This is a genomic window from Streptomyces sp. NPDC029122, assembly GCF_055569445.1.
The window spans coordinates 1-18,900 of record NZ_JBVHWK010000048.1 but is presented as its reverse complement, the minus strand read 5'-3'; the positions used below and the strand labels follow the sequence as shown (position 1 = coordinate 18,900).

The 18,900-nt window shown below is 71.9% G+C and carries 20 protein-coding genes and 1 pseudogene; 7 read left to right on the top strand and 14 right to left on the bottom strand.

Translation table 11 applies throughout. From position 1 onward, the window contains the following. Nucleotides 1–296: 296 nt before the first annotated feature. On the bottom strand, nucleotides 297–938 hold the full coding sequence (locus ACZ4WZ_RS33195; RefSeq protein ID WP_467896733.1) for a DNA-3-methyladenine glycosylase: 642 nt from the start codon (nucleotides 936–938) through the stop codon (nucleotides 297–299). 164 nt (nucleotides 939–1,102) lie between these two features. Between ACZ4WZ_RS33195 and ACZ4WZ_RS33190 the strand changes: the two genes are divergently transcribed. The 3 genes from ACZ4WZ_RS33190 to ACZ4WZ_RS33180 all read left to right on the top strand — a co-directional run bounded on the left by ACZ4WZ_RS33190 (nucleotide 1,103) and on the right by ACZ4WZ_RS33180 (nucleotide 3,111). Beyond that, nucleotides 1,103–1,885 (top strand): sporulation protein, encoded by a 783-nt coding sequence (locus ACZ4WZ_RS33190; protein ID WP_388944738.1) that lies wholly within the window; start codon nucleotides 1,103–1,105, stop codon nucleotides 1,883–1,885. A 39-nt stretch (nucleotides 1,886–1,924) separates the two neighbouring features. After that, nucleotides 1,925–2,458: a YbhB/YbcL family Raf kinase inhibitor-like protein gene (locus ACZ4WZ_RS33185; RefSeq protein WP_467896731.1), complete on the top strand. Its 534-nt coding sequence runs from the start codon at nucleotides 1,925–1,927 to the stop codon at nucleotides 2,456–2,458. A gap of 149 nt (nucleotides 2,459–2,607) precedes the next feature. Further along, nucleotides 2,608–3,111: an HNH endonuclease gene (locus ACZ4WZ_RS33180; RefSeq protein WP_042800736.1), complete on the top strand. Its 504-nt coding sequence runs from the start codon at nucleotides 2,608–2,610 to the stop codon at nucleotides 3,109–3,111. Between the two features lie 62 nt (nucleotides 3,112–3,173). On the opposite strand, the gene ACZ4WZ_RS33175 is transcribed toward ACZ4WZ_RS33180, so the two are convergent. The 4 genes from ACZ4WZ_RS33175 to ACZ4WZ_RS33160 all read right to left on the bottom strand — a co-directional run bounded on the left by ACZ4WZ_RS33175 (nucleotide 3,174) and on the right by ACZ4WZ_RS33160 (nucleotide 6,406). Further along, nucleotides 3,174–3,944, bottom strand: coding sequence for a sulfite exporter TauE/SafE family protein (locus ACZ4WZ_RS33175; RefSeq protein WP_467896736.1), 771 nt, complete (start codon nucleotides 3,942–3,944; stop codon nucleotides 3,174–3,176). A 96-nt stretch (nucleotides 3,945–4,040) separates the two neighbouring features. Next, complete coding sequence (locus ACZ4WZ_RS33170; RefSeq protein ID WP_467896729.1) at nucleotides 4,041–5,015, bottom strand: SPFH domain-containing protein; 975 nt, start codon at nucleotides 5,013–5,015, stop codon at nucleotides 4,041–4,043. Between the two features lie 85 nt (nucleotides 5,016–5,100). Then, nucleotides 5,101–5,529, bottom strand: coding sequence for an NfeD family protein (locus ACZ4WZ_RS33165; RefSeq protein ID WP_467896727.1), 429 nt, complete (start codon nucleotides 5,527–5,529; stop codon nucleotides 5,101–5,103). Between the two features lie 76 nt (nucleotides 5,530–5,605). After that, nucleotides 5,606–6,406 (bottom strand): ABC transporter ATP-binding protein, encoded by an 801-nt coding sequence (locus ACZ4WZ_RS33160; RefSeq protein WP_467896726.1) that lies wholly within the window; start codon nucleotides 6,404–6,406, stop codon nucleotides 5,606–5,608. A gap of 133 nt (nucleotides 6,407–6,539) precedes the next feature. Here ACZ4WZ_RS33160 and ACZ4WZ_RS33155 point away from each other — a divergent pair, with 133 nt between their 5' ends. Then, nucleotides 6,540–7,313 (top strand): hypothetical protein, encoded by a 774-nt coding sequence (locus ACZ4WZ_RS33155; RefSeq protein ID WP_467896724.1) that lies wholly within the window; start codon nucleotides 6,540–6,542, stop codon nucleotides 7,311–7,313. Between the two features lie 112 nt (nucleotides 7,314–7,425). Here ACZ4WZ_RS33155 and ACZ4WZ_RS33150 read toward each other — a convergent pair whose 3' ends face one another. The 3 genes and pseudogenes from ACZ4WZ_RS33150 to ACZ4WZ_RS33140 all read right to left on the bottom strand — a co-directional run bounded on the left by ACZ4WZ_RS33150 (nucleotide 7,426) and on the right by ACZ4WZ_RS33140 (nucleotide 9,610). Further along, on the bottom strand, nucleotides 7,426–7,671 hold the full coding sequence (locus ACZ4WZ_RS33150; RefSeq protein ID WP_467896735.1) for a chaplin: 246 nt from the start codon (nucleotides 7,669–7,671) through the stop codon (nucleotides 7,426–7,428). 127 nt (nucleotides 7,672–7,798) lie between these two features. Then, nucleotides 7,799–8,482: a response regulator gene (locus ACZ4WZ_RS33145; RefSeq protein ID WP_467896722.1), complete on the bottom strand. Its 684-nt coding sequence runs from the start codon at nucleotides 8,480–8,482 to the stop codon at nucleotides 7,799–7,801. Next, nucleotides 8,475–9,610, bottom strand: a pseudogene (locus ACZ4WZ_RS33140) (GAF domain-containing sensor histidine kinase). The gene ACZ4WZ_RS33145 and the pseudogene ACZ4WZ_RS33140 overlap by 8 nt, the downstream one beginning before the upstream one ends. 471 nt (nucleotides 9,611–10,081) lie before the next feature. Here ACZ4WZ_RS33140 and ACZ4WZ_RS33135 point away from each other — a divergent pair. Then, entirely contained in the window at nucleotides 10,082–10,720 is a 639-nt protein-coding gene (locus ACZ4WZ_RS33135; RefSeq protein WP_467896721.1) for a transglycosylase SLT domain-containing protein, read from the top strand. 102 nt (nucleotides 10,721–10,822) lie between these two features. Here the strand turns inward: ACZ4WZ_RS33135 and ACZ4WZ_RS33130 are convergent, their stop codons facing one another. Continuing rightward, complete coding sequence (locus ACZ4WZ_RS33130) at nucleotides 10,823–13,330, bottom strand: ABC transporter ATP-binding protein/permease (protein WP_467896720.1); 2,508 nt, start codon at nucleotides 13,328–13,330, stop codon at nucleotides 10,823–10,825. Nucleotides 13,331–13,675: 345 nt separating this feature from the next. Here ACZ4WZ_RS33130 and serB point away from each other — a divergent pair, with 345 nt between their 5' ends. Next, entirely contained in the window at nucleotides 13,676–14,875 is a 1,200-nt protein-coding gene (serB, locus tag ACZ4WZ_RS33125) for a phosphoserine phosphatase SerB (protein ID WP_467896719.1), read from the top strand. A 98-nt stretch (nucleotides 14,876–14,973) separates the two neighbouring features. Here the strand turns inward: serB and ACZ4WZ_RS33120 are convergent, their stop codons facing one another. From ACZ4WZ_RS33120 to ACZ4WZ_RS33105, 4 genes are all read right to left on the bottom strand, one after another. Then, the gene (locus ACZ4WZ_RS33120) at nucleotides 14,974–15,495 is read right to left on the bottom strand and encodes a SixA phosphatase family protein (protein ID WP_467896718.1); all 522 of its coding nucleotides are present in this window, start codon (nucleotides 15,493–15,495) and stop codon (nucleotides 14,974–14,976) included. Between the two features lie 86 nt (nucleotides 15,496–15,581). Next, entirely contained in the window at nucleotides 15,582–15,782 is a 201-nt protein-coding gene (locus tag ACZ4WZ_RS33115; RefSeq protein ID WP_467896716.1) for a hypothetical protein, read from the bottom strand. Between the two features lie 159 nt (nucleotides 15,783–15,941). Further along, nucleotides 15,942–16,061, bottom strand: a complete 120-nt coding sequence (locus ACZ4WZ_RS33110) for an SGM_5486 family transporter-associated protein (RefSeq protein WP_467896714.1) — start codon at nucleotides 16,059–16,061, stop codon at nucleotides 15,942–15,944. A 5-nt stretch (nucleotides 16,062–16,066) separates the two neighbouring features. Continuing rightward, complete coding sequence (locus ACZ4WZ_RS33105) at nucleotides 16,067–17,344, bottom strand: CynX/NimT family MFS transporter (protein WP_467896712.1); 1,278 nt, start codon at nucleotides 17,342–17,344, stop codon at nucleotides 16,067–16,069. Between the two features lie 128 nt (nucleotides 17,345–17,472). Here ACZ4WZ_RS33105 and ACZ4WZ_RS33100 point away from each other — a divergent pair, with 128 nt between their 5' ends. After that, nucleotides 17,473–18,153: a FadR/GntR family transcriptional regulator gene (locus ACZ4WZ_RS33100; RefSeq protein ID WP_467896711.1), complete on the top strand. Its 681-nt coding sequence runs from the start codon at nucleotides 17,473–17,475 to the stop codon at nucleotides 18,151–18,153. A 60-nt stretch (nucleotides 18,154–18,213) separates the two neighbouring features. Here the strand turns inward: ACZ4WZ_RS33100 and ACZ4WZ_RS33095 are convergent, their stop codons facing one another. Continuing rightward, on the bottom strand, nucleotides 18,214–18,648 hold the full coding sequence (locus ACZ4WZ_RS33095) for a hypothetical protein (protein ID WP_467896709.1): 435 nt from the start codon (nucleotides 18,646–18,648) through the stop codon (nucleotides 18,214–18,216). Nucleotides 18,649–18,900: the final 252 nt, after the last annotated feature.

Genomic DNA, 18,900 nt, shown 5'->3' with positions numbered 1-18,900 from the left:
GGGCTTTCGTTCTGTTCTTCGTTCTTGCGTTTCCGACTCTATCAGACTCTCTCGTGTCCGATTTCCTCGGCGCTTTCGAGGTCCTGCGCTTTCGCGCTTTCCCTTTCGGCGTGGTCACTACGTTAACGCTTTTCCCTCCCGACTCATAATCGAGCCGGTCGGCAGGGAATTCGGGAACGCCGAATAGGACCCCGCCAGGGGTAAGTCGTAGGTAGTGGTTTGGCCGCTCGGGGTCTGCTGAAGGCAGTGCTCCGTTCCAGCGGCTCGGGCTACGTTAGGCGTCTCCCAAGATCGAGTCAAGTTGCGCGGCGGCGCGGCGCGTGGGCCCGGTACGGGCTGACGGTCGGGTCGCCGGTGATCCAGTAGCGGTAGGGGTGAGCGGCACCCTCGCCGCCCACTCCCGTGCGCGGGCCGTTGCTCACCAGGTCGGGCGGGGTGGAGGTGCCGGCCAGGAGGGACAGGGGGGAATCGGGGCCCGCGCAGAGGTCGGCGCCGTCGAGGGACCGGTCCACGTCCAGGGCCGTGGCCAGGCGGGCCGGACCCTTGGCCAGTTCGTGCGGGTATCTGGCTGAAAGTCGACGTTTGGCGGCCAGCTCGGCACCCAGCGTCACCTCCCCTGCCCGCAGCAGCACCCCGCTCGCGTGGTCCGGCGGGCCGCAGACGAGGTTGAGGCTGAACCACATGCCGTAGATGAAGTAGACGTACGCGTGTCCGGGCGGGCCGAACATCGACGCGTTGCGGGCGGTGCGGCCCCGGTAGGCGTGGGAGCCGGGGTCGGTCTGGCCCTCGTACGCCTCCACCTCCGTGATCCGCAGTTCCATGGGGCCGTCCGGAGTACGGCGGACCAGGATGCGGCCGAGGAGGTCGGGGGCCACGGTGAGGACCGGGCGGTCGAAGAAGGACCGGGGCAGGGGCGTACGGTCGGGGCGCGCGCTCATCCGGTCGAGGGTAGTGGAACGCGCGCCCCTGCAACCGGGGCCTATGGTTCCGCAGTGGTAAGGGGTGGTCGCGCCGCGGACAGCGGAGCGCGGCAGATCGCAGCAGGTCTGGTCACCGCCTCTTAGAGTCGCCAGGTCTTAGATCCGTATAGGGGAGATTGAGCATGGGGTTCAGGAAGCTGTTCGCGAGCCTGGGTGCCGGCGGTGCTTCGGTGGACACGGTCATCACCGAGCCGAACGTCGTGCCCGGCGGGATCGTCCAGGGCGAGGTCCGGATCCAGGGCGGGTCCGTGGAGCAGCAGATCGAGGGGCTCTCCGTCGGGCTCCAGGCGCGGGTGGAGGTGGAGGGCGGTGACAGCGAGTACAAGCAGGACGTCGTCTTCACCAAGCAGCGCCTCGGCGGTGCCTTCAAGGTGCAGCCCGGCGCGCTGCACGTGGTGCCCTTCGGGCTGGAGATCCCGGCCGAGACGCCGGTCACCCACTTCGGCGGGCAGCAGCTGCACGGGATGAACATCGGGGTCAGCACCGAGCTGGAGATCGCGCGCGCGGTGGACGCCGGTGACCTGGATCCGATCAACGTGCACCCGGTGCCGGCGCAGCAGGCGATCCTGGACGCGTTCCGGCAGCTGGGCTTCACCTTCCGCAGCGCGGACATGGAGCGCGGCCACATCCGCGGCACCCGGCAGACGCTGCCCTTCTACCAGGAGATCGAGTTCCTGCCGCCGTCGCAGTACCGGGGGCTGAACCAGGTCGAGCTGACCTTCGTCTCGGACGGGCACGAGATGGACGTGGTGCTGGAGATGGACAAGAAGCCGGGTCTGTTCAGCGAGGGCAGCGACACCTACCGCTGTTTCCAGGTGGGGCTGCAGTCGTACCAGGGGACCGACTGGGCGGCGTACCTGAACCAGTGGATCGCCTCGGTCGGTTCGCAGCGCAACTGGTTCTAGGCTCGGCCCGTACCCCTCATCCGATCCAGGAGGACAGCAGTGGCCGAGCAGAACAGGGCGCCCCTTCCGCACGCATTCCACCCCGAGGTGGAGACCTTCACCGTGACGAGCCCCGATCTCGCGCCGGGGGCGGAGCTGTCCGCGGCGCAGGTGCTGACGGGTGGCAACGTCTCGCCGGAGCTGCGGTGGGAGGGCTTCCCCGAGGGGACGAAGAGCTTCGCGGTGACCTGTTTCGACCCGGACGCGCCGACGGGCAGCGGGTTCTGGCACTGGGTGCTCTTCGACATCCCCGCCTCGGTGACCTCGCTGCCCGCCGGAGCGGGCAGCGGGGACTTCGAGGGGCTGCCGGAGGGGGCCGTCCACGCGCGCAACGACTACGGCACCCGGGACTTCGGTGGTGCGGCTCCGCCGCGCGGGGAGCGGCACCGGTACGTGTTCACCGTGTACGCGGTGGACCGGGAGGAGTTGGGGACGGACGAGGACTCCTCTCCGGCGTCGGTCGGTTTCCACCTCCGGTTCCACGCCCTGGGCCGGGCCCAGCTGATCGGTGAGTACGAGTCGCCGGCCGGCTGAGCGTTCTCCCGGTGTTTGCCCGGTCCTGGTCTAAAGAAGGCCAGGACCGGGCATTTTTATTGCGTTGTCCCGCGTGGCGCGCGCGGCCAGAGTGGTTCCGGGCCTTGCCGCCAGGGTGGTCGCGGGCCTGCACACGGGAGGTGGGCGAGATGCGGGACACGCTGGTACTGAACGCGAGCTTCGAGCCGCTGTCGACGGTGACGCTGAACCGGGCCGTGGTACTGGTCCTCCAGGACAAGGCGGTCGTCGAACAGTCGCACCCCGAACTGCGTGTGCGCGCGGCCACCATGGAGCTCCCGATGCCCCGGGTGATCCGGCTCTGCAGGTACGTACGGGTGCCCTTCCGAAGACATGCTCCCTGGTCGCGGCGGGGGGTGCTGGTCCGGGACCAACACCGGTGCGCGTACTGCGGGAAGCGCGCGACGACGGTCGACCACGTGCTGCCGCGTGCTCAGGGGGGCGGTGACACCTGGCTGAACACGGTGGCCTCGTGCGCCGAGGACAACCACCGCAAGGCGGCGCGCACGCCGGAGGAGGCGGGGATGCCGCTGCTGCGGAAGCCGTTCGTGCCGTCCCCGGCGGACGCGATGCTGCTCGCCCTGGGGGTGGGCGGGGAGGACGCGCTGCCCGAGTGGCTGGCGCGCACCGCCTGAGTCCTGCCCGCCCGTCCGCCGGGGTGCGCCGCGCGCTGGGCGACGTATTTCTTCTACGTCGCTCAGCGGAGCAGCAGCTGGACGATGGCCAGGATCCCGACCGCGACGATGATGGCGCGCAGGGCGGTCGGGGGAAGTCGGCGGCCGACCTTGGCGCCGATCTGGCCGCCGATGGTGGAGCCGACGGCGATGAGGAGCACGGCCGTCCAGTCGAACTCGGCGACGAAGAGGAAGAAGACGGCCGCGATGCCGTTGACGAGTGCGGCGAGCACGTTCTTGACGGCGTTGATCCGTTGCAGGTCCTCGTGCAGCAGCAGGCCCATCAGGCCGACGTAGAGGACGCCCTGCGCGGCGCCGAAGTAGCCCCCGTAGGCGCTGGAGAGCAGCATGCCGGCCAGCAGGGCTGCTCCGCCGTCCGCCCGGCCCGGCTCGCCTCCGGCGGCTTCCTGGCGTCGGCGCAGGGCCGCCGCGAGACGGGGCTGGAGGACGACGAGCACCAGGGCCAGACCGATGAGGACGGGCACGATCGTGTCGAAGGAGTCCGACGGCAGGTTCAGGAGCAGGACGGCGCCCGCGAGGCCGCCGACGAGGGAGACGGCGCCGAGCCGCATGATGCGGGCGCGCTGGCCCTGGAGTTCCCTGCGGTAGCCGATGGCGCCGCTGATGGAACCGGGCACGAGGCCGAGGGTGTTGGAGACGTTGGCGGTGACCGGGGGCAGTCCGGTGGCGAGCAGCACCGGGAAGGTGATCAGGGTGCCGGAGCCGACGATGGTGTTGATGGTGCCGGCGCCGATTCCGGCGGCGAAGACCGCGAGCGATTCCAGGACGGACATGGACATGGACGGAGCCATCCCCTTTGTGTGAGTGAGTCGCCTCCCCGCCATGAAGGTCGAGGGGCCTCACCGATCATGCACCAAAGGGGGCGGCCGTCAGTCGATGGGGGGCTGTTCCCGCCGCTCGGCGGTGCCGTCGCCACCGGGTGCGGGCTTGCCGGGGTTCTGCGGGTTGAAGCCGGTCGGACCGCCGCCGAGGGGGCCGAAGTTGCCCATGGCGCCCGAGAGGCCCTTGAGCGCGTCTCCGATCTCGCTGGGCACGATCCAGAGCTTGTTGGCGTCGCCCTCGGCGATCTTGGGGAGCATCTGGAGGTACTGGTAGGCGAGCAGCTTCTGGTCCGCGTCGCCGGCGTGGATGGACTCGAAGACGGTACGGATGGCCTGGGCCTCGCCCTCGGCCCTCAGGGCGGCGGCCTTGGCCTCGCCCTCGGCGCGCAGGATGGAGGACTGCTTCTCGCCCTCGGCGCGCAGGATCTCCGACTGGCGGACGCCTTCGGCCTGGAGGATCGCGGCGCGCTTGTCGCGGTCCGCGCGCATCTGCTTCTCCATCGAGTCCTGGATGGAGGTCGGCGGCTCGATGGCCTTCAGCTCGACGCGGTTGACGCGGATGCCCCACTTGCCGGTGGCCTCGTCGAGGACCCCGCGCAGGGCGGCGTTGATCTCCTCGCGGGAGGTGAGGGTCCGCTCCAGGTCCATGCCGCCGATGATGTTGCGCAGGGTGGTGACGGTGAGCTGCTCGATGGCCTGGATGTAGCTGGCCACTTCGTACGTCGCGGCGCGGGCGTCGGTCACCTGGTAGTAGATGACGGTGTCGATGTTGACGACCAGGTTGTCCTGGGTGATGACGGGCTGCGGCGGGAAGGGGACGACCTGTTCGCGGAGGTCGATCCGGTTGCGGATGGAGTCGATGAACGGGACGACGATGTTGAGGCCCGCGTTGAGGGTGCGGGTGTAGCGGCCGAACCGTTCGACGATGGCGGCGCTGGCCTGCGGGATCACCTGGATCGTCTTGACCAGGGCGATGAAGACCAGTACCACCAGGATGATCAGGACGATGATGATCGGTTGCATGCGGTTCCCCGTGCCCTTCCGGCTGTCTGTGCTGCCCCGTTGAACGGAGTCTCGCAGACCCCGGGGCCGCGGGTGGGCTGCTTGCTCACATGACGACCGCGGTCGCTCCGTCGATGTCGACGACGTCGACGGACTGGCCGGGCTCGAAGCTGGTGTCCGAGTCGAGGCTGCGGGCGGACCAGATCTCGCCGGCCAGCTTGATGCGGCCGCCGCTGCCGTCGACCCGTTCGAGCACGACGGCGGATCTGCCCTTCAACGCCTCGATGCCGCTGCGGTGTTGGGGCCGCTGGTCGCGGTGACGGTTGGCGATCGGCCGTACCACGGCGATCAGCGCGACCGACACGACGACGAAGACCAGGACCTGGGCCACCACTCCCCCGCCGACGGCCGCGGTGACGGCCGCGGCGACCGCGCCGACCGCGAACATGCCGAACTCCGGCATGGCGGTCAGGACGAGGGGGATGCCCAGTCCGACCGCGCCGATGAGCCACCACACCCACGCGTCGATGTCCACGTGGTCATGGTAGGTCGGCCGGGCGCGGCCGGACAGGGCGCGAACGGCGCGGCCGACGCGACCCCTACGGCAGGGGCTAGCGCAGGGGCAGGCCCTGGGCGGACCAGCGGTCGTGGTCGTTGCGCTCGACGATGAGGGGGAGGCCGAAGCAGAGGGAGAGGTTGCGGGAGGTCAGTTCCAGCTCGATGGGACCGGCGGTGACGACCTTGCCCTGGCGGATCATCAGGACGTGCGTGAAGCCGGGGGCGATCTCCTCGACGTGGTGCGTGACCATGACCATGGACGGGGCGAGGGGGTCGCGGGCCAGGCGGCCGAGGCGGCGTACGAGGTCCTCGCGGCCCCCGAGGTCGAGGCCGGCGGCGGGCTCGTCGAGGAGGAGGAGCTCGGGGTCGGTCATCAGGGCGCGGGCGATCAGGGTGCGCTTGCGCTCGCCCTCGGAGAGGGTGCCGAACTTGCGGTCGAGGTAGTCGGTCATGCCGAGGCGGTCGAGGAACGCGCGGGCGCGCTGCTCGTCGATCTCCTCGTACTCCTCCTGCCAGGTCGCGGTCATGCCGTAGGCGGCGGTGAGCACGGTCTGCAGGACGGTCTGCCGCTTCGGGAGCTTGTCGGCGAGCGCGATGCCGGCGACGCCGATGCGCGGGCGCAGCTCGAAGACGTCGCTGCCGGGCTTGCCGAGGGTGCTGCCGAGGATGGTCGCGGCGCCCGTGGTGGGGAAGAGGTAGCTGGAGGCGAGGTTCAGCAGCGTGGTCTTGCCGGCGCCGTTGGGGCCGAGGATCACCCAGCGCTCCCCCTCCTTCACCGACCAGGAGACCTGGTCCACCAGAGCCCGGCCCTCGCGGACCACGGATACGTCCACCAGCTCCAGAACATCGCTCATGAGCGTGTTGTCACCCCTTGCAGTCACGGTTCTCTGTGCGCCGGCAGGCGCAGCCCCAGGGGAAAACCTACGCCACTCGGGGAGGGCTCCGGGCGCCAGGCCGGGTCGGGGGGCCGATCCGTAGAGTGGGGGGATGCTTTTCGAACCACGTTCAGGGCGGCTGGCCGCCTGGGGGAACGCTCTGCTGGCCGGTCTGGTCTCGCCCGACGAGGCCGTGCTGTCGATCGTGGGCGAGGACGCCGTGCACCGGGTGGCGGGGCTGCCGGGTGAGGCGGGTCCGGTGGGGCTCACGCTGGCGTTGGGCCGGCTGCGGGCGCTGGGGGTGTCCGGGCTGCGGGTGGCGCTGCCGGTGGCGGGGCATCCGCTGGGGCTGAGCGGGCCGCCGGAGTTCAACGCGCGGGCGCTGGAGGCCGAGGAGGCGGTGGTGTGCGCGGGGGCCGCGCTGGGGCTGGTGCCGGAGGTCACGGAGGCGGGCCCGGCCGGTGACGTGCACGTCTCGGTGGTGTGGCACTGCCTGCCGGTACGGGAGGCCCCGCCGGCGGACGTGCCGTCGCTGGGCGAGGCGGAGCGGGAGCTGGCCGAGGCGCTGCGCGAGGCGACGGTGGTGCTGACCCGGCTGGACGTGTCGGCGTCGGGGCCGGTGGCGGACGCGGCGCTGTCGGCGTACCGGGCGCGGGCCGAGGCGGGGCGGGACGTACTGGCGCCCGGTTACCCGGCGCGGGCGGTGCGGGTGCTGGCGCTGGCGCAGCGGGTGGACCTGATGGTGTCGCTCGCGTACGAGCGCGGGCACGGGGGTGCGGTGGCCGCGTCGGAGATCGCGGCGCGGGCGGAGGCGCTGCGGCCGGTGGAGCGGGTGGCGCGGCGGGCGCTCGTGGCGGCGTACAACGCGGCGGTGGAGGAGCGGTAGCCTCCGGCGGTTGCGCCCGGGGCCCCAGGCTTCGGGAAGGGCCTCGGGAAGGAAACGGCACGGCCCCGCTTCCCGGGGAGAAGGGGGGAAGCGGGGCCGGTGGGGGCGCGGGTCAGGCGTTGACGCCGGTGTTGCCGAAGGCGCCGTTGAGCAGGCCGATCACGGTGACGGCGTTGCCGACCGCGTTCACGGGGACGTGCACGGGGACCTGGATCAGGTTCCCGGAGGCCACGCCGGGCGAGTGCAGGGCCTCGCCCTCCGCGGACGCACCGCCGTGCGCCGAGGAGACACCGGCGCCGGCGGCGACGAGGCCGCCCGCGATCATGGTGACGGCTGCGGCCTTCTTGAAGTTCTTCACGTTCTCGTCCTCCAGTGCGTCCGCCGCGACCAGCCGTCGCGGCACGCCATGGAGAACGGCCGCACCCCGGCCGGGATACGCCATGTGGGCTACATACACCCGACCGTATGAATCTCAGCTCAGCGCATTACTCGGCGCGGCGGTGGGCGGGCCAGTCGGTGAGGCCGTGTCTGACGGCCCACAGCGCGGCCTGGGTCCGGTCGGAGAGGTCCAGTTTCATCAGGATGTTCGAGACGTGCGTCTTGACCGTCTTCTCGGACAGGACGAGGGCCCTGGCGATCTCCCGGTTGGCGCGGCCGTCCGCGATCAGGCCGAGGACCTCCCGCTCCCGGTCGGTCAGCGCTCCCCCGCGGCCTCCCGGGCCGCTCCGGTCGTCCTGGGCCGCGAGCAGGGTCTCGGCGACCTCCGGCTGGAGCAGTACGTGTCCCGCGTGCACGGAGCGGATGGCTCCGGCGAGGGCCTCCGGGTCGACGTCCTTGTAGAGGTATCCGGCGGCACCGGCCCGCAGGGCGGGGACCACGCTCCGCTGTTCCGTGAAGCTGGTGACGATCAGGACCCGGGCCGGGTTCTCCAGGTCCCGCAGCCGCCGCAGGGCCTCGATGCCGTCGGTGCCCGGCATCTTGACGTCCATGAGGATCACGTCGGGCCGCAGCTCCTCGGCCCGGTCGGTGCCCTCCGCCCCGTCGGACGCCTCGCCGACCACCTCTATGTCCTCCTGCACCTCCAGGAAGGTGCGCAGGCCGCGCCGGACCACCTGGTGGTCGTCGACCAGCAGGACGCGGATCCGGCCGCGGCCGGGGGTGTCAGCCACCGGGGACCTCCATCTCGATCGTGGTGCCCGCACCGGGTGCCGAGCGGACCTCCAGCCGGCCTCCGGCGCCGCTCGCGCGGTCCCGCATGGAGACGAGCCCGAGGTGCCGGCCGGCCGTGCGGACGGCGGACGGGGAGAAGCCGCGGCCCCGGTCCCGGACGCGCAGGACGGCGCCGCCCGCGGGGGTACGGGCGAGGGTGACGTCGACGCGGTCCGCTCCGGAATGGCGCAGGGCGTTGTGGAGGGCCTCCTGCGCGACGCGCAGCAGCGCTTCCTCCTGGGCTGCGGGCAGGGCCCGTACGCCGTCACAGGTGAAGGTGACGCGCGCGGTGTGGGCGCGGTCCAGTACGCGGACGTGGTCGCGCAGGGTGTGGACGAGGCCGTCCTCGTCCAGGGCGGCGGGCCGCAGCTCGGTCACGGCGGCGCGCAGTTCGTCGGCGGCCTCGGCGGCGAGCGCGGCGACCTGCTGGAGCTCCCCCTTGGCGCGGGCCGGGTCGCGGTCCACGAGGGCGGCGGCGGCCTGGGCTGTCAGGCGGAGGGAGAACAGTTTCTGGCTCACGGCGTCGTGCAGCTCGTGGGCGAGCCGGGAGCGCTCCTCGGCGATGGTCAGTTCACGGCTGCGCTCGTAGAGGCGGGCGTTGGTGAGGGCGATGGCCGCGTGCTGGGCGAGGAGGGAGAGGAGCGCCTCGTCCTCGTCGGTGAAGCCGCCGGGGCCGTTCTTGTCGGCCAGGAAGAGGGCGCCGAGGTTCTCCTCCCCGTCCCGGATGGGCAGGCCGAGGAAGCCGGACATCTCGGGGTGGGCGGCGGGCCAGCCCCCGAAGCGCGGGTCCTCGCGTACGTCGGCCAGCCGCTGGGGGCCTCCTCGTGGAGCATCGCGGCGAGGATGCCGTGCTGGCGGGGCAGCGGACCGATGCGGCGCCACTGCTCCTCGCTGATGCCGTCCACGACGAACTGCGCGAAGCCGCCGTGGTCGTCCGGGACTCCCAGGGCCGCGTAACGGGCGTCCAGCAGCTCGCGGGCGGAGGCGACGATCGTGCGCAGGACGTCGTGGACCTCCAGCCGGCGGCTCATGGCGAGCAGCGCGGCGCTGACGGCCGCCAGTCCTCCCGTAGCGGGTCCGTTGTGCATGGGGTCACCGTACCGGCGACCCTGACCTGGGACATCGGGCCTCGGGCGTAGGTCCCGGGCCCCAGGGCGCGGGCCCGGGCAGGGGGTGCGGGGGCGGGGCTCTCTGCCTTGGGGATGAGGTCCGGGGCATTCGGCTCATCCTTGAGTCGGAGTTTGGTCACGTCTTGAATTGCGAGCGCAACTCTGGGTGAGACTGTTACCCGCCCGATGTGAGCCCGGGCATAGGACGCACATCACTTACGAAGCTGCGTAGTGGAGGTATAAGGACGCCGTCAGTGCTGCTGCGCCTAGCTGCCGGGGCGTGAATGCCGCTTCACCGGACGGGCGTGATCCACTAAGCGGGATCGTACGTCACACCTTTGCCAGGGGATTTTGCCGCCGCTAAGAATGGCAGCCGTCGCACAGCGCCGCGGATCCCGGATCCGAGCGGCGCTTTCCTGCGGCCCCCGCTATTCGAAGAGGTTGCCCCGCATGTCTGCTTCCAGCACTCCCGGTCACAGTCGTCTGACGAAGGCGCACAAGCTGTCGATCGCCGGTGTCGCCACCCTCGGTGCCGCCGCCCTCGCCTTCTCCCTCGTCCCCGCCGGTACCCAGAGCGCTCGGGCTCAGACGTTCGAGGCCGCCCCGGTCGCCTGGACCCAGTCCGTGCAGAAGCACCTCGGCGCCCAGCAGGTCGTCGCCGACCAGAAGGCCAAGGACGCGGCGAAGGCCAAGGCCGAGGCCCAGGCGAAGAAGGACCGCGAGGCCAAGGAAGCCGCCAGCCGTTCCGCGGCCCGCGCCCCGGTCTTCGCGAACAACCTCGACGGCTGGATCAAGGAAGCGCTCTTCATCATGAAGCGCGAGGGCATTCCCGGCAGCTACTCGGGCATCCACCGCAACATCATGCGCGAGTCGAGCGGCAACCCCCGCGCGATCAACCTGTGGGACATCAACGCGAAGAACGGCATCCCGTCGAAGGGCCTGCTCCAGGTGATCGCCCCCACCTTCAAGGCGTACCACGTCAAGGGCACCAAGTTCGACCAGTACGACCCGGTCGCGAACATCGTCGCCGCGTGCAACTACGCCGCCGACCGCTACGGCTCCATGGACAACGTGAACAGCGCGTACTGAGCGCCCCACGCCCCCACACCCCCCATGCGCCTCAGGGCGGCCCCCGGAGTTCCGGGTGCCGCCCTGAGGCGTTGCGCGTGGCGGCGGAGAGGCCGGGCCCCGCTACTTGCGCATGACCTCCGGCTCGTGGCGGCGCAGCAGGCGCGCGACCGCGAAGCCGCAGATCACGCCGAGCAGCAGCAGGACGGAGACGTCCAGGAACCACTGGCCGGCGGTGTGGTCCCACAGCGGGTCGGTGTTGGTGGGGTTCTGCGGGTCCCACGGCGCCATGAGCTTGCCCAGGTTCAGGGTGGTGCCGGCGGCGCCGATGGCCCAGCGGGACGGCATCAGGTAGGCGAACTGCTCCAGGCCGATCTTGTCGTACAGCTGGAACAGGACGCCGGTGAAGACGACCTGGACGATCGCGAACATGACGAGCAGCGGCATGGTCTTCTCGGCGGTCTTCACCAGCGAGGAGATCACGAGGCCGAACATCATCGCGGTGAAGCCGAGCGCGGTGACCGAGACGCACAGCTCGACGGCCGGGCTCATGAACAGGCCCTCGGCGGGCAGCTTGCGCGGGGTGAAGGCGATGGCGCAGATGATCACGCCCTGGATCACCGTGATCACGCCGAGGACGATCACCTTCGACATGAGGTACGCCGACCGCGACAGGCCGGTCGCGCGCTCGCGCTCGTAGATGACGCGTTCCTTGATCAGCTCACGGACCGAGTTGGCCGCGCCCGAGAAGCACATGCCGACCGCGAGGATCAGCATGATCGTGCCCGCGTCGCCGTTGAAGCGGGATGGCGGGGTCGGCGGGGCCAGGCCGAACTTCGCGGGGATCACCGTGGAGACGATGCCCAGGACGGCGGGCATCAGCAGCATCAGGGCCAGGAAGCCCTTGTCGGAGACGATCACCGAGACGTAGCGGCGCATCAGCGTCCACAGCTGCGAACCCCAGCCCTGCGGCTTCGGCGGGTTCATCTGCTGCGGCGAGGGCATCGCGACCTGCTGCGGGGCGACCGCGTCGAGGTCGGCGGCGTAGAGCTGGTAGTGCTGCGAGCCCTTCCAGCGGCCCGCCCAGTCGTAGTCGCGGTAGTTCTCGAAGGCGGAGAACACATCGGCCCAGGTGGTGTAGCCGAAGAAGTTCAGCGCCTCGTCCGGCGGGCCGAAGTACGCGACGGACCCGCCCGGGGCCATGACCAGCAGCTTGTCGCACAGGGCCAGCTCGGCGACCGAGTGGGTGACGACGAGGACCGTGCGGCCGTCGTCGGCGAGGCCGCGCAGCAGCTGCATGACGTCGCGGTCCATGCCCGGGTCGAGGCCGGAGGTCGGCTCGTCCAGGAAGATCAGCGAGGGCTTGGTCAGCAGCTCCAGGGCCACCGACACGCGCTTGCGCTGACCGCCGGAGAGCGAGGTGATCCTCTTGTCCTTGTGGATGTCGAGCTTCAGCTCTCGCAGCACCTCGTCGATGCGGGCGGCGCGCTCGGACTCGGCGGTGTCGCCGGGGAAGCGCAGCTTGGCCGCGTACTTCAGGGCCGTGCTGACCTTCAGCTCCTTGTGCAGGATGTCGTCCTGCGGGACCAGGCCGATGCGCTGGCGGAGCTCCGCGAACTGCTTGTACAGGTTGCGGTTGTCGTAGAGGACGTCACCCTGGTCGGCGGGCCGGTAGCCGGTGAGCGCCTTCAGGAGCGTCGACTTGCCGGAGCCGGAGGGGCCGATGACGCCGATGAGCGACTTCTCCGGGACGCCGAAGGTGACGTCCTTGAGGATCTGCTTGCCGCCGTCGACGGTGACCGTGAGGTGGCGGGCCGAGAAGGAGACGTCACCGGTGTCGACGAACTCCTCGAGCCGGTCACCGACGATCCGGAACGTCGAGTGGCCGACGCCGACGATGTCGTTCGGGCCGAGCAGAGCGGTGCCGGACTTGGGCAGCGGCTGGCCGTTGACGTAGGTGCCGTTGTGGCTGCCGAGGTCGTGGATCTCGAAGCGGCCGCCGGTGGAACGGAACTCCGCGTGGTGGCGCGAGACCTGGAGGTCCGAGACGACGAGCTCGTTCTCCAGGGCACGGCCGATGCGCATGACGCGGCCGACGGCGATCTGGTGGAACGTCGTCGGGCTGCGGTGGTCGCTGTAGCCCGGGGCCGCGGACTGCGCGGGACCGCCGCCGCCCTGCTGCTGCGGCACGTACGGCTGCTGGTGCTGGTGCTGCTGGTGCTGCTGGTGCTGCTCCCAGGCGGGCTGCTGCTGCACCGGGGCCTGGTACGCCGGGGCCTGCGCCTGCTGCTGCGCCTGCGCGGCCGGGGCCTGGTAGGCCGGCTGCGGCGCCGCCGCGGCGGCCGCGCTGACATTCAGCCGCGGGCCGTCGGTCGCGTTGCCCAGGTGCACCGGCGTACCGGGCACGAGCTCCGTCTGCTGGACCCGCGCGCCGTGCACGTAGGTGCCGTTGGTGCTGCCGTGGTCCTCAATGGCCCAACCCCGGCCGTTCCAGCCGATGGTGGCGTGCCGCCACGACACCCGCGCATCGTCGATCACCACGTCTCCCTGGGGATCGCGCCCCAGCGAGTACGACCTGGACGGATCGAGCGTCCAAGTCCTTCCGTTCAATTCCAGTACGAGTTCCGGCACTCCAGCCCCACTTAAGGTCCCCCGAGAATCCCCCTGGCGTCCAGGGAGAACGACGTCAGGGAGTCTAGGGATGGCGAACATCCGGGGGAACTATTTCAGGCCTGGGGCCACATGTGGAATCGGGGCCTTCCGTCGGCCCCTCCGCAAGCCCCCGGACGGGGTCGAAAGGCACCCGGAGAGTGCGATACGGGACTTCTCGCCTTCCTGACGGCGGGCCCCCGCCGGTTTCACGTCGCCGCGCTGGCCGTCCGCCCCGGGGCCGCCGCCGGGCGCGGCGGAGCACGGCGTCTGAAGGATGGGACGGGGGTCCGGGGCCGGGGGGCGGGAAGATACGGTGTGAGCACCATGAGCGCTTCGCAGACCTCCGACGTCCCCACCCTCCTCGTCAAGATCTTCGGCAAGGACCGTCCCGGGATCACCGCCGGGCTGTTCGACACCCTCGCCGCCTACTCCGTCGACGTCGTCGACATCGAGCAGGTCGTCACCCGTGGCCGCATCGTCCTGTGCGCCCTCGTCACCAAGCCCGCCGCCGGCTCCGAGGGCGGGCTGCGCGCCACCGTGCACAGCTGGGCCGAGTCGCTCAAGCTGCAGGCGGAGATCATCTCCGGTACCGGTGACAACCGGCCGCGCGGCAGCGGCCGCTCCCACGTCACCGTCCTCGGGCACCCCCTCACCGCCGAGTCCACGGCGACCATCGCCGCCCGGATCACCGCGGCCGGCGGCAACATCGACCGTATCTTCCGGCTCGCGAAGTACCCGGTGACGGCGGTCGAGTTCGCCGTCTCCGGCGTCGAGACGGAGCCGCTGCGCACCGCCCTGGCCACCACCGCCGCGCAGATCGGTGTCGACGTGGCCGTGGTCTCGGCCGGGCTGCACCGCCGGGCGCAGCGGCTCGTGGTCATGGACGTGGACTCGACCCTGATCCAGGACGAGGTCATCGAGCTCTTCGCCGCGCACGCCGGCTGCGAGGCCGAGGTGGCCGAGGTGACCGAGCGCGCCATGCGCGGCGAGCTGGACTTCGAGCAGTCCCTGCACGCCCGGGTCGCGCTGCTGGCGGGGCTGGACGCGTCGGTGGTGGACAAGGTCCGCTCGGAGGTGCGGCTGACGCCGGGCGCGCGGACCCTGATCCGGACCCTGAAGATGCTGGGCTACCAGGTGGGCGTGGTCTCGGGCGGGTTCACTCAGGTGACGGACGACCTGCGGGAGCGGCTGGGGCTGGACTTCGCCTCGGCCAACACCCTGGAGATCGTCGACGGGAAGCTGACCGGCAAGGTCACCGGCGAGATCGTGGACCGGGCGGGCAAGGCCCGGCTGCTGCGCCGCTTCGCGGAGGAGGCCGGGGTGCCGCTGTCGCAGACGGTGGCGATCGGTGACGGCGCCAATGACCTGGACATGCTGAACGCGGCCGGACTGGGCGTCGCCTTCAACGCCAAGCCGGTGGTCCGCGAGGCCGCCCACACCGCCGTGAACGTGCCCTTCCTGGACGCGGTGCTGTACCTGCTCGGCGTCACCCGTGAGGAAGTGGAGGCGGCGAACCTGGCCTGAGGCCGCTCGCCCGCCGTCACCCCCGTACGCCCGGACCGGATCGTCTCCGGCCGGGCGTACGTCCTTACGCGGTGCTCGGGCTCACGCGGTGCCGGGGTTCAGTGCTCCTTGGGCGTCCAGTAGTCCAGCAGGGTGCCCGCCCCGAGTTCGAGGGACTTCCACGGGCCGGTGAAGGACACGATGGCCAGCGCGGCGGTCGGGAAGCCCGTACGGGTCATCCGTGACAGGGCGTCGCCCTCGGCGCGTCCGCACAGGCCGTCGGCGAGGGCGTGCATGCCGGGGTTGTGGCCGATGACGAGGAGGTCGGACACCTCGTCGGGGGTCTCGTTCAGCAGGGCGATGAGCTCGCCCGGCGAGGCGTCGTAGAGCCGCTCCTCGTACACGGTCTTCGGCCGGGACGGGAGTTCGTGGACGGCGAGCTTCCAGGTCTCCCGGGTGCGGGCGGCGGTGGAGCAGAGGGCCAGGTCGAAGGTGATGCCGGTCTCGGCCAGCTTCAGTCCGACGGCGGGCGCGTCCTTGCGGCCGCGTTCCGCCAGCGGGCGGTCGTGGTCGGACACCTGTGGCCAGTCGGCCTTGGCGTGCCGGAGGAGGGCGATCCTGCGGGGTGTGTCGGCGCTCATGGCTCCCAGCTTCGCACGAAACGGGCTGCCGGGCGCAGGGTGTTGGGGGGCCTTCCCCCCGCGGTGGGACGTGCCCGGCGCACGGGTCAGCCGACGGCGCGCAGCAGCTGGTGGGTGACCTGGACCAGGGCGGATCCCTCTTCGGCGGCGGCGTGGGCCTGGCCGGAACCGGCGAGGAGGAGCAGGAGGAGGCCGAAGGCGAGGGCGGGCAGCGCCAGCGTCCACCAGTGCAGCCGGGTGCCGGGGGCGCTGGTGCGGGGGCCGGACGGGTGTGTGGGGGCCGACATGGCCGCCTCCGTGGGTGTGCGGGTGGGACGGGCTCGCTCTCCTTCGAATCTATGGATCCGAAGGGGCGGTTCCCATCCGGGGCGCACCCCAGGCAACCCTGAACCTGGCCCCCTAGGGGATGGTGGGGTTATCCCCACCATCCCCCGGGGTCCCCGGTGTCAGGGGGAGGCGATGGTCGCGATGACGGCGATGATCACGGACACCAGGAGCATCGCGCCGAGCACGAGGCCGAGCTTCCTGTGGCCGTTCTGCGGGTCGGGTTCGAGTACGGGCGACATGCCGTTCAGTCTCGCATGCCGCATTCGTCCTCGATCGTGCGGTCCCGGCCCGCGAGGAGGCCGAGGACGACCTGGGGGACGAGGAGGCCCGCCATCAGGGTCAGCGGCAGGTCCCAGCCGCCGCTGTGCTGGTAGAGGGTGCCGATGACCAGGGGGCCGGGGATGGAGATGAGGTAGCCGGCGCTCTGGGCGAACGCGGAGAGCTTGACGACTCCGGCCGGGGACTTGGCGCGCAGCCCGATCATCGTGATGACGAGGGGGAAGGCGCAGTTGGAGATGCCGAGGAGCAGCGCCCAGGCCCAGGCTCCGGCCGCGGGGGCGAGGTAGAGCCCGAGGTAGCCGATGAGGCCGAAGACGCCGAGGGCGGCGGCGATGGGGCCCTGGTTGCGCATGCGTCCGGCGAGGCCGGGGATGACGAAGGCCAGGGGGACGCCCATGACCATGGCGACGGCGAGCAGGACGCCGGCGGTGGAGGCGGAGACACCCGCGTCGCGGAAGATCTGCGGGAGCCAGCCCATGGTGACGTAGGCGCCGGTGGCCTGGAGGCCGAAGTAGCAGGCGAGGGCCCAGGCGGTGCGGCTGCGGACGACGGAGGGGCCGGCCGCGGCGGCGGGCGCGGCGGCCCTCTCGCGGCGGCCCGCGGCGGCGACGGGCAGCCAGGGCAGTACGGCGGCCACGGCCAGGCCGGCCCAGATCAGCAGGCCGGTGCGCCAGCTGCCGCCGAGGGCGCCGGTCAGCGGGACGGTCGCGGCGGCGGCGAGGGAGGTCCCGGCGGCCAGGGCCATGGAGTAGAGGCCGGTCATGGTGCCGACGCGGTCCGGGAAGTAGCGCTTGACGATCACCGGGAGCAGCACGTTGGTCAGGGCGATGCCGGCCAGGGACAGGGCGCTGGCGGCGAGGAAGCCGGCGGCGCTGTCCGCGAAGGGGCGGAACAGCAGGCCGGCGGCGACGGCGGCCATGCCGGCGCAGACGACGGCGGCCGGGCCGAAGCGGCGCGAGAGCCGGGGCGCGGTGATGCCGAAGACGGCGAAGCAGAGGGCGGGGACCGAGGTGATGAGCCCGGCGACGGTGCCGCTCATGTGGAGACCGGTACGGGCCTCCTCGAAGAGGGCGCCGAGGCTGGTGATGGCGGGCCGCAGGTTGAGGGCGGCCAGCACGATCCCGACGATGAGCACCGGGCCGAGCCACGCGGGGGCGGCTTCGGGCGGGGCGGGAGCGGGCCGGGCGGGGCCGCCGTCCGCGACCGCCGGGCGGTTCATGGTCTGGATGTCTTCGTCGCGCATCCCGCCATCATAGAATCATGGGATGATTGGTTGTCCAGTCGCGCGGGTGGTCCGGGGCGGTCCCCCACGGGGCCGTCCGTCCCGGCCCCAGCCCCGCTCCAGCCGACCCCGAGGGGGTTCCACCCGCCATGCCGCTGACCTCGCCCCGGCGCTCCGCGCTCGTCGATCAGGTGATCGCCCAGCTGAGGAACCAGATCACCTCCGGCGAGTGGCCGGTCGGGAGCCGGATCCCCACCGAGCCCGAACTGGTGGTGCTGCTGGGCGTCGCCCGCAACACCGTGCGGGAGGCGGTCCGCGCCCTCGCGCACAACGGGCTCCTCGACATCCGCCAGGGTTCGGGAACGTACGTGCTCGCCACCAGCGAGCTGGCCGGGGTGATGCACCGGCGCTTCGCCGGGGCCGACCCGCGGCACGTCGCGGAGCTGCGCTCGACGCTGGAGTCCGCGGCGGCCCGGCTGGCGGCGGAGCGGCGGACCGAGCGGGACCTCGTACAGCTGGACGCGCTGCTGGCGCGGCGCGAGGAGGCGTGGGAGAGCGGGGACGCGGAGCTGTTCGTGGCGGCGGACGTGAGCCTGCACATGGCGGTGGTGACGGCCTCGCACAACGAGGTGCTGACCGGGCTGTACGCGGACCTCGGCGACCTGGTCGCGGACTGGCTGCGGACGGACGTCGGCACCGAGCTGGACCCGGCGGACCACCTGGACCACGCCCGCCTGATCGAGGCGATCCGGCGCGGGGACGCGGACACGGCCGCGGCGGAGGCCGCGGGCTACCCCTTCGCCTGCCTGGGCAAGGGCGCCCCTTCCTGAAGCCCCGCCTGGAACCCCCGGAGCCGCCGGGCCGCCGGTCGCCGGGCCGCCGGGGCGCAATCAGGGGGTGCGCTGGTGGCTCACCCAGGCCGTGCGGACCTCCTTCCAGCAGCGGCCCGCGAGCCGGGTGCGGCCGGCCGGGTCCAGGGGGACGAGGGCGCCGTCCGCGTCCAGGTCCCACCAGCGCTCGCACTCCACGTGGAGGCGGAGCAGGTCGGTCCGGGGGTAGGCGTTGTGGCAGGAGGCCACCACCGTCGAGCCGGTGATCTCGGTGTCGCAGTCGGAGCCGAAGAGTTCCTCCGCGGGCGGCCGGGCGGGCCGTACGGGTGGCTCGGCGGGGATGTCCTCGAGGTCCACGACGGCCGGGGCGCCCGCTTCGGGGCCGGGCGCGGGTTCCCGTACGCCGGGCTGGGCGAGGGCCCCGGGGCCCAGGAGACCGGTCAGGACCACCGAGGTGACCAGTAGCGATACCGCTCGGCTCGGCCTCGCGCGCATGGCCGGCCCTCCTCCCCGCACACACCGGGAAGATCCCGGCATGGTCATTTTGCAGGCATCTGTCCCGGTTTTCGACTCGGGAAGATCCGACCGGGGCCCGGACATCCGATCGAACGCGGCCGCGCGACGGACCCCCGGCTCCCGGCTCCGCGCACGGAAACGGCGGTGGGGGGGGGGGGGGGGGGGGGGGGGGGGGGGGGGGAGGGGGGGGGGGGGGGGGGGGGGGGGGGGGGGGCGCCCGGCGGGGGGGGC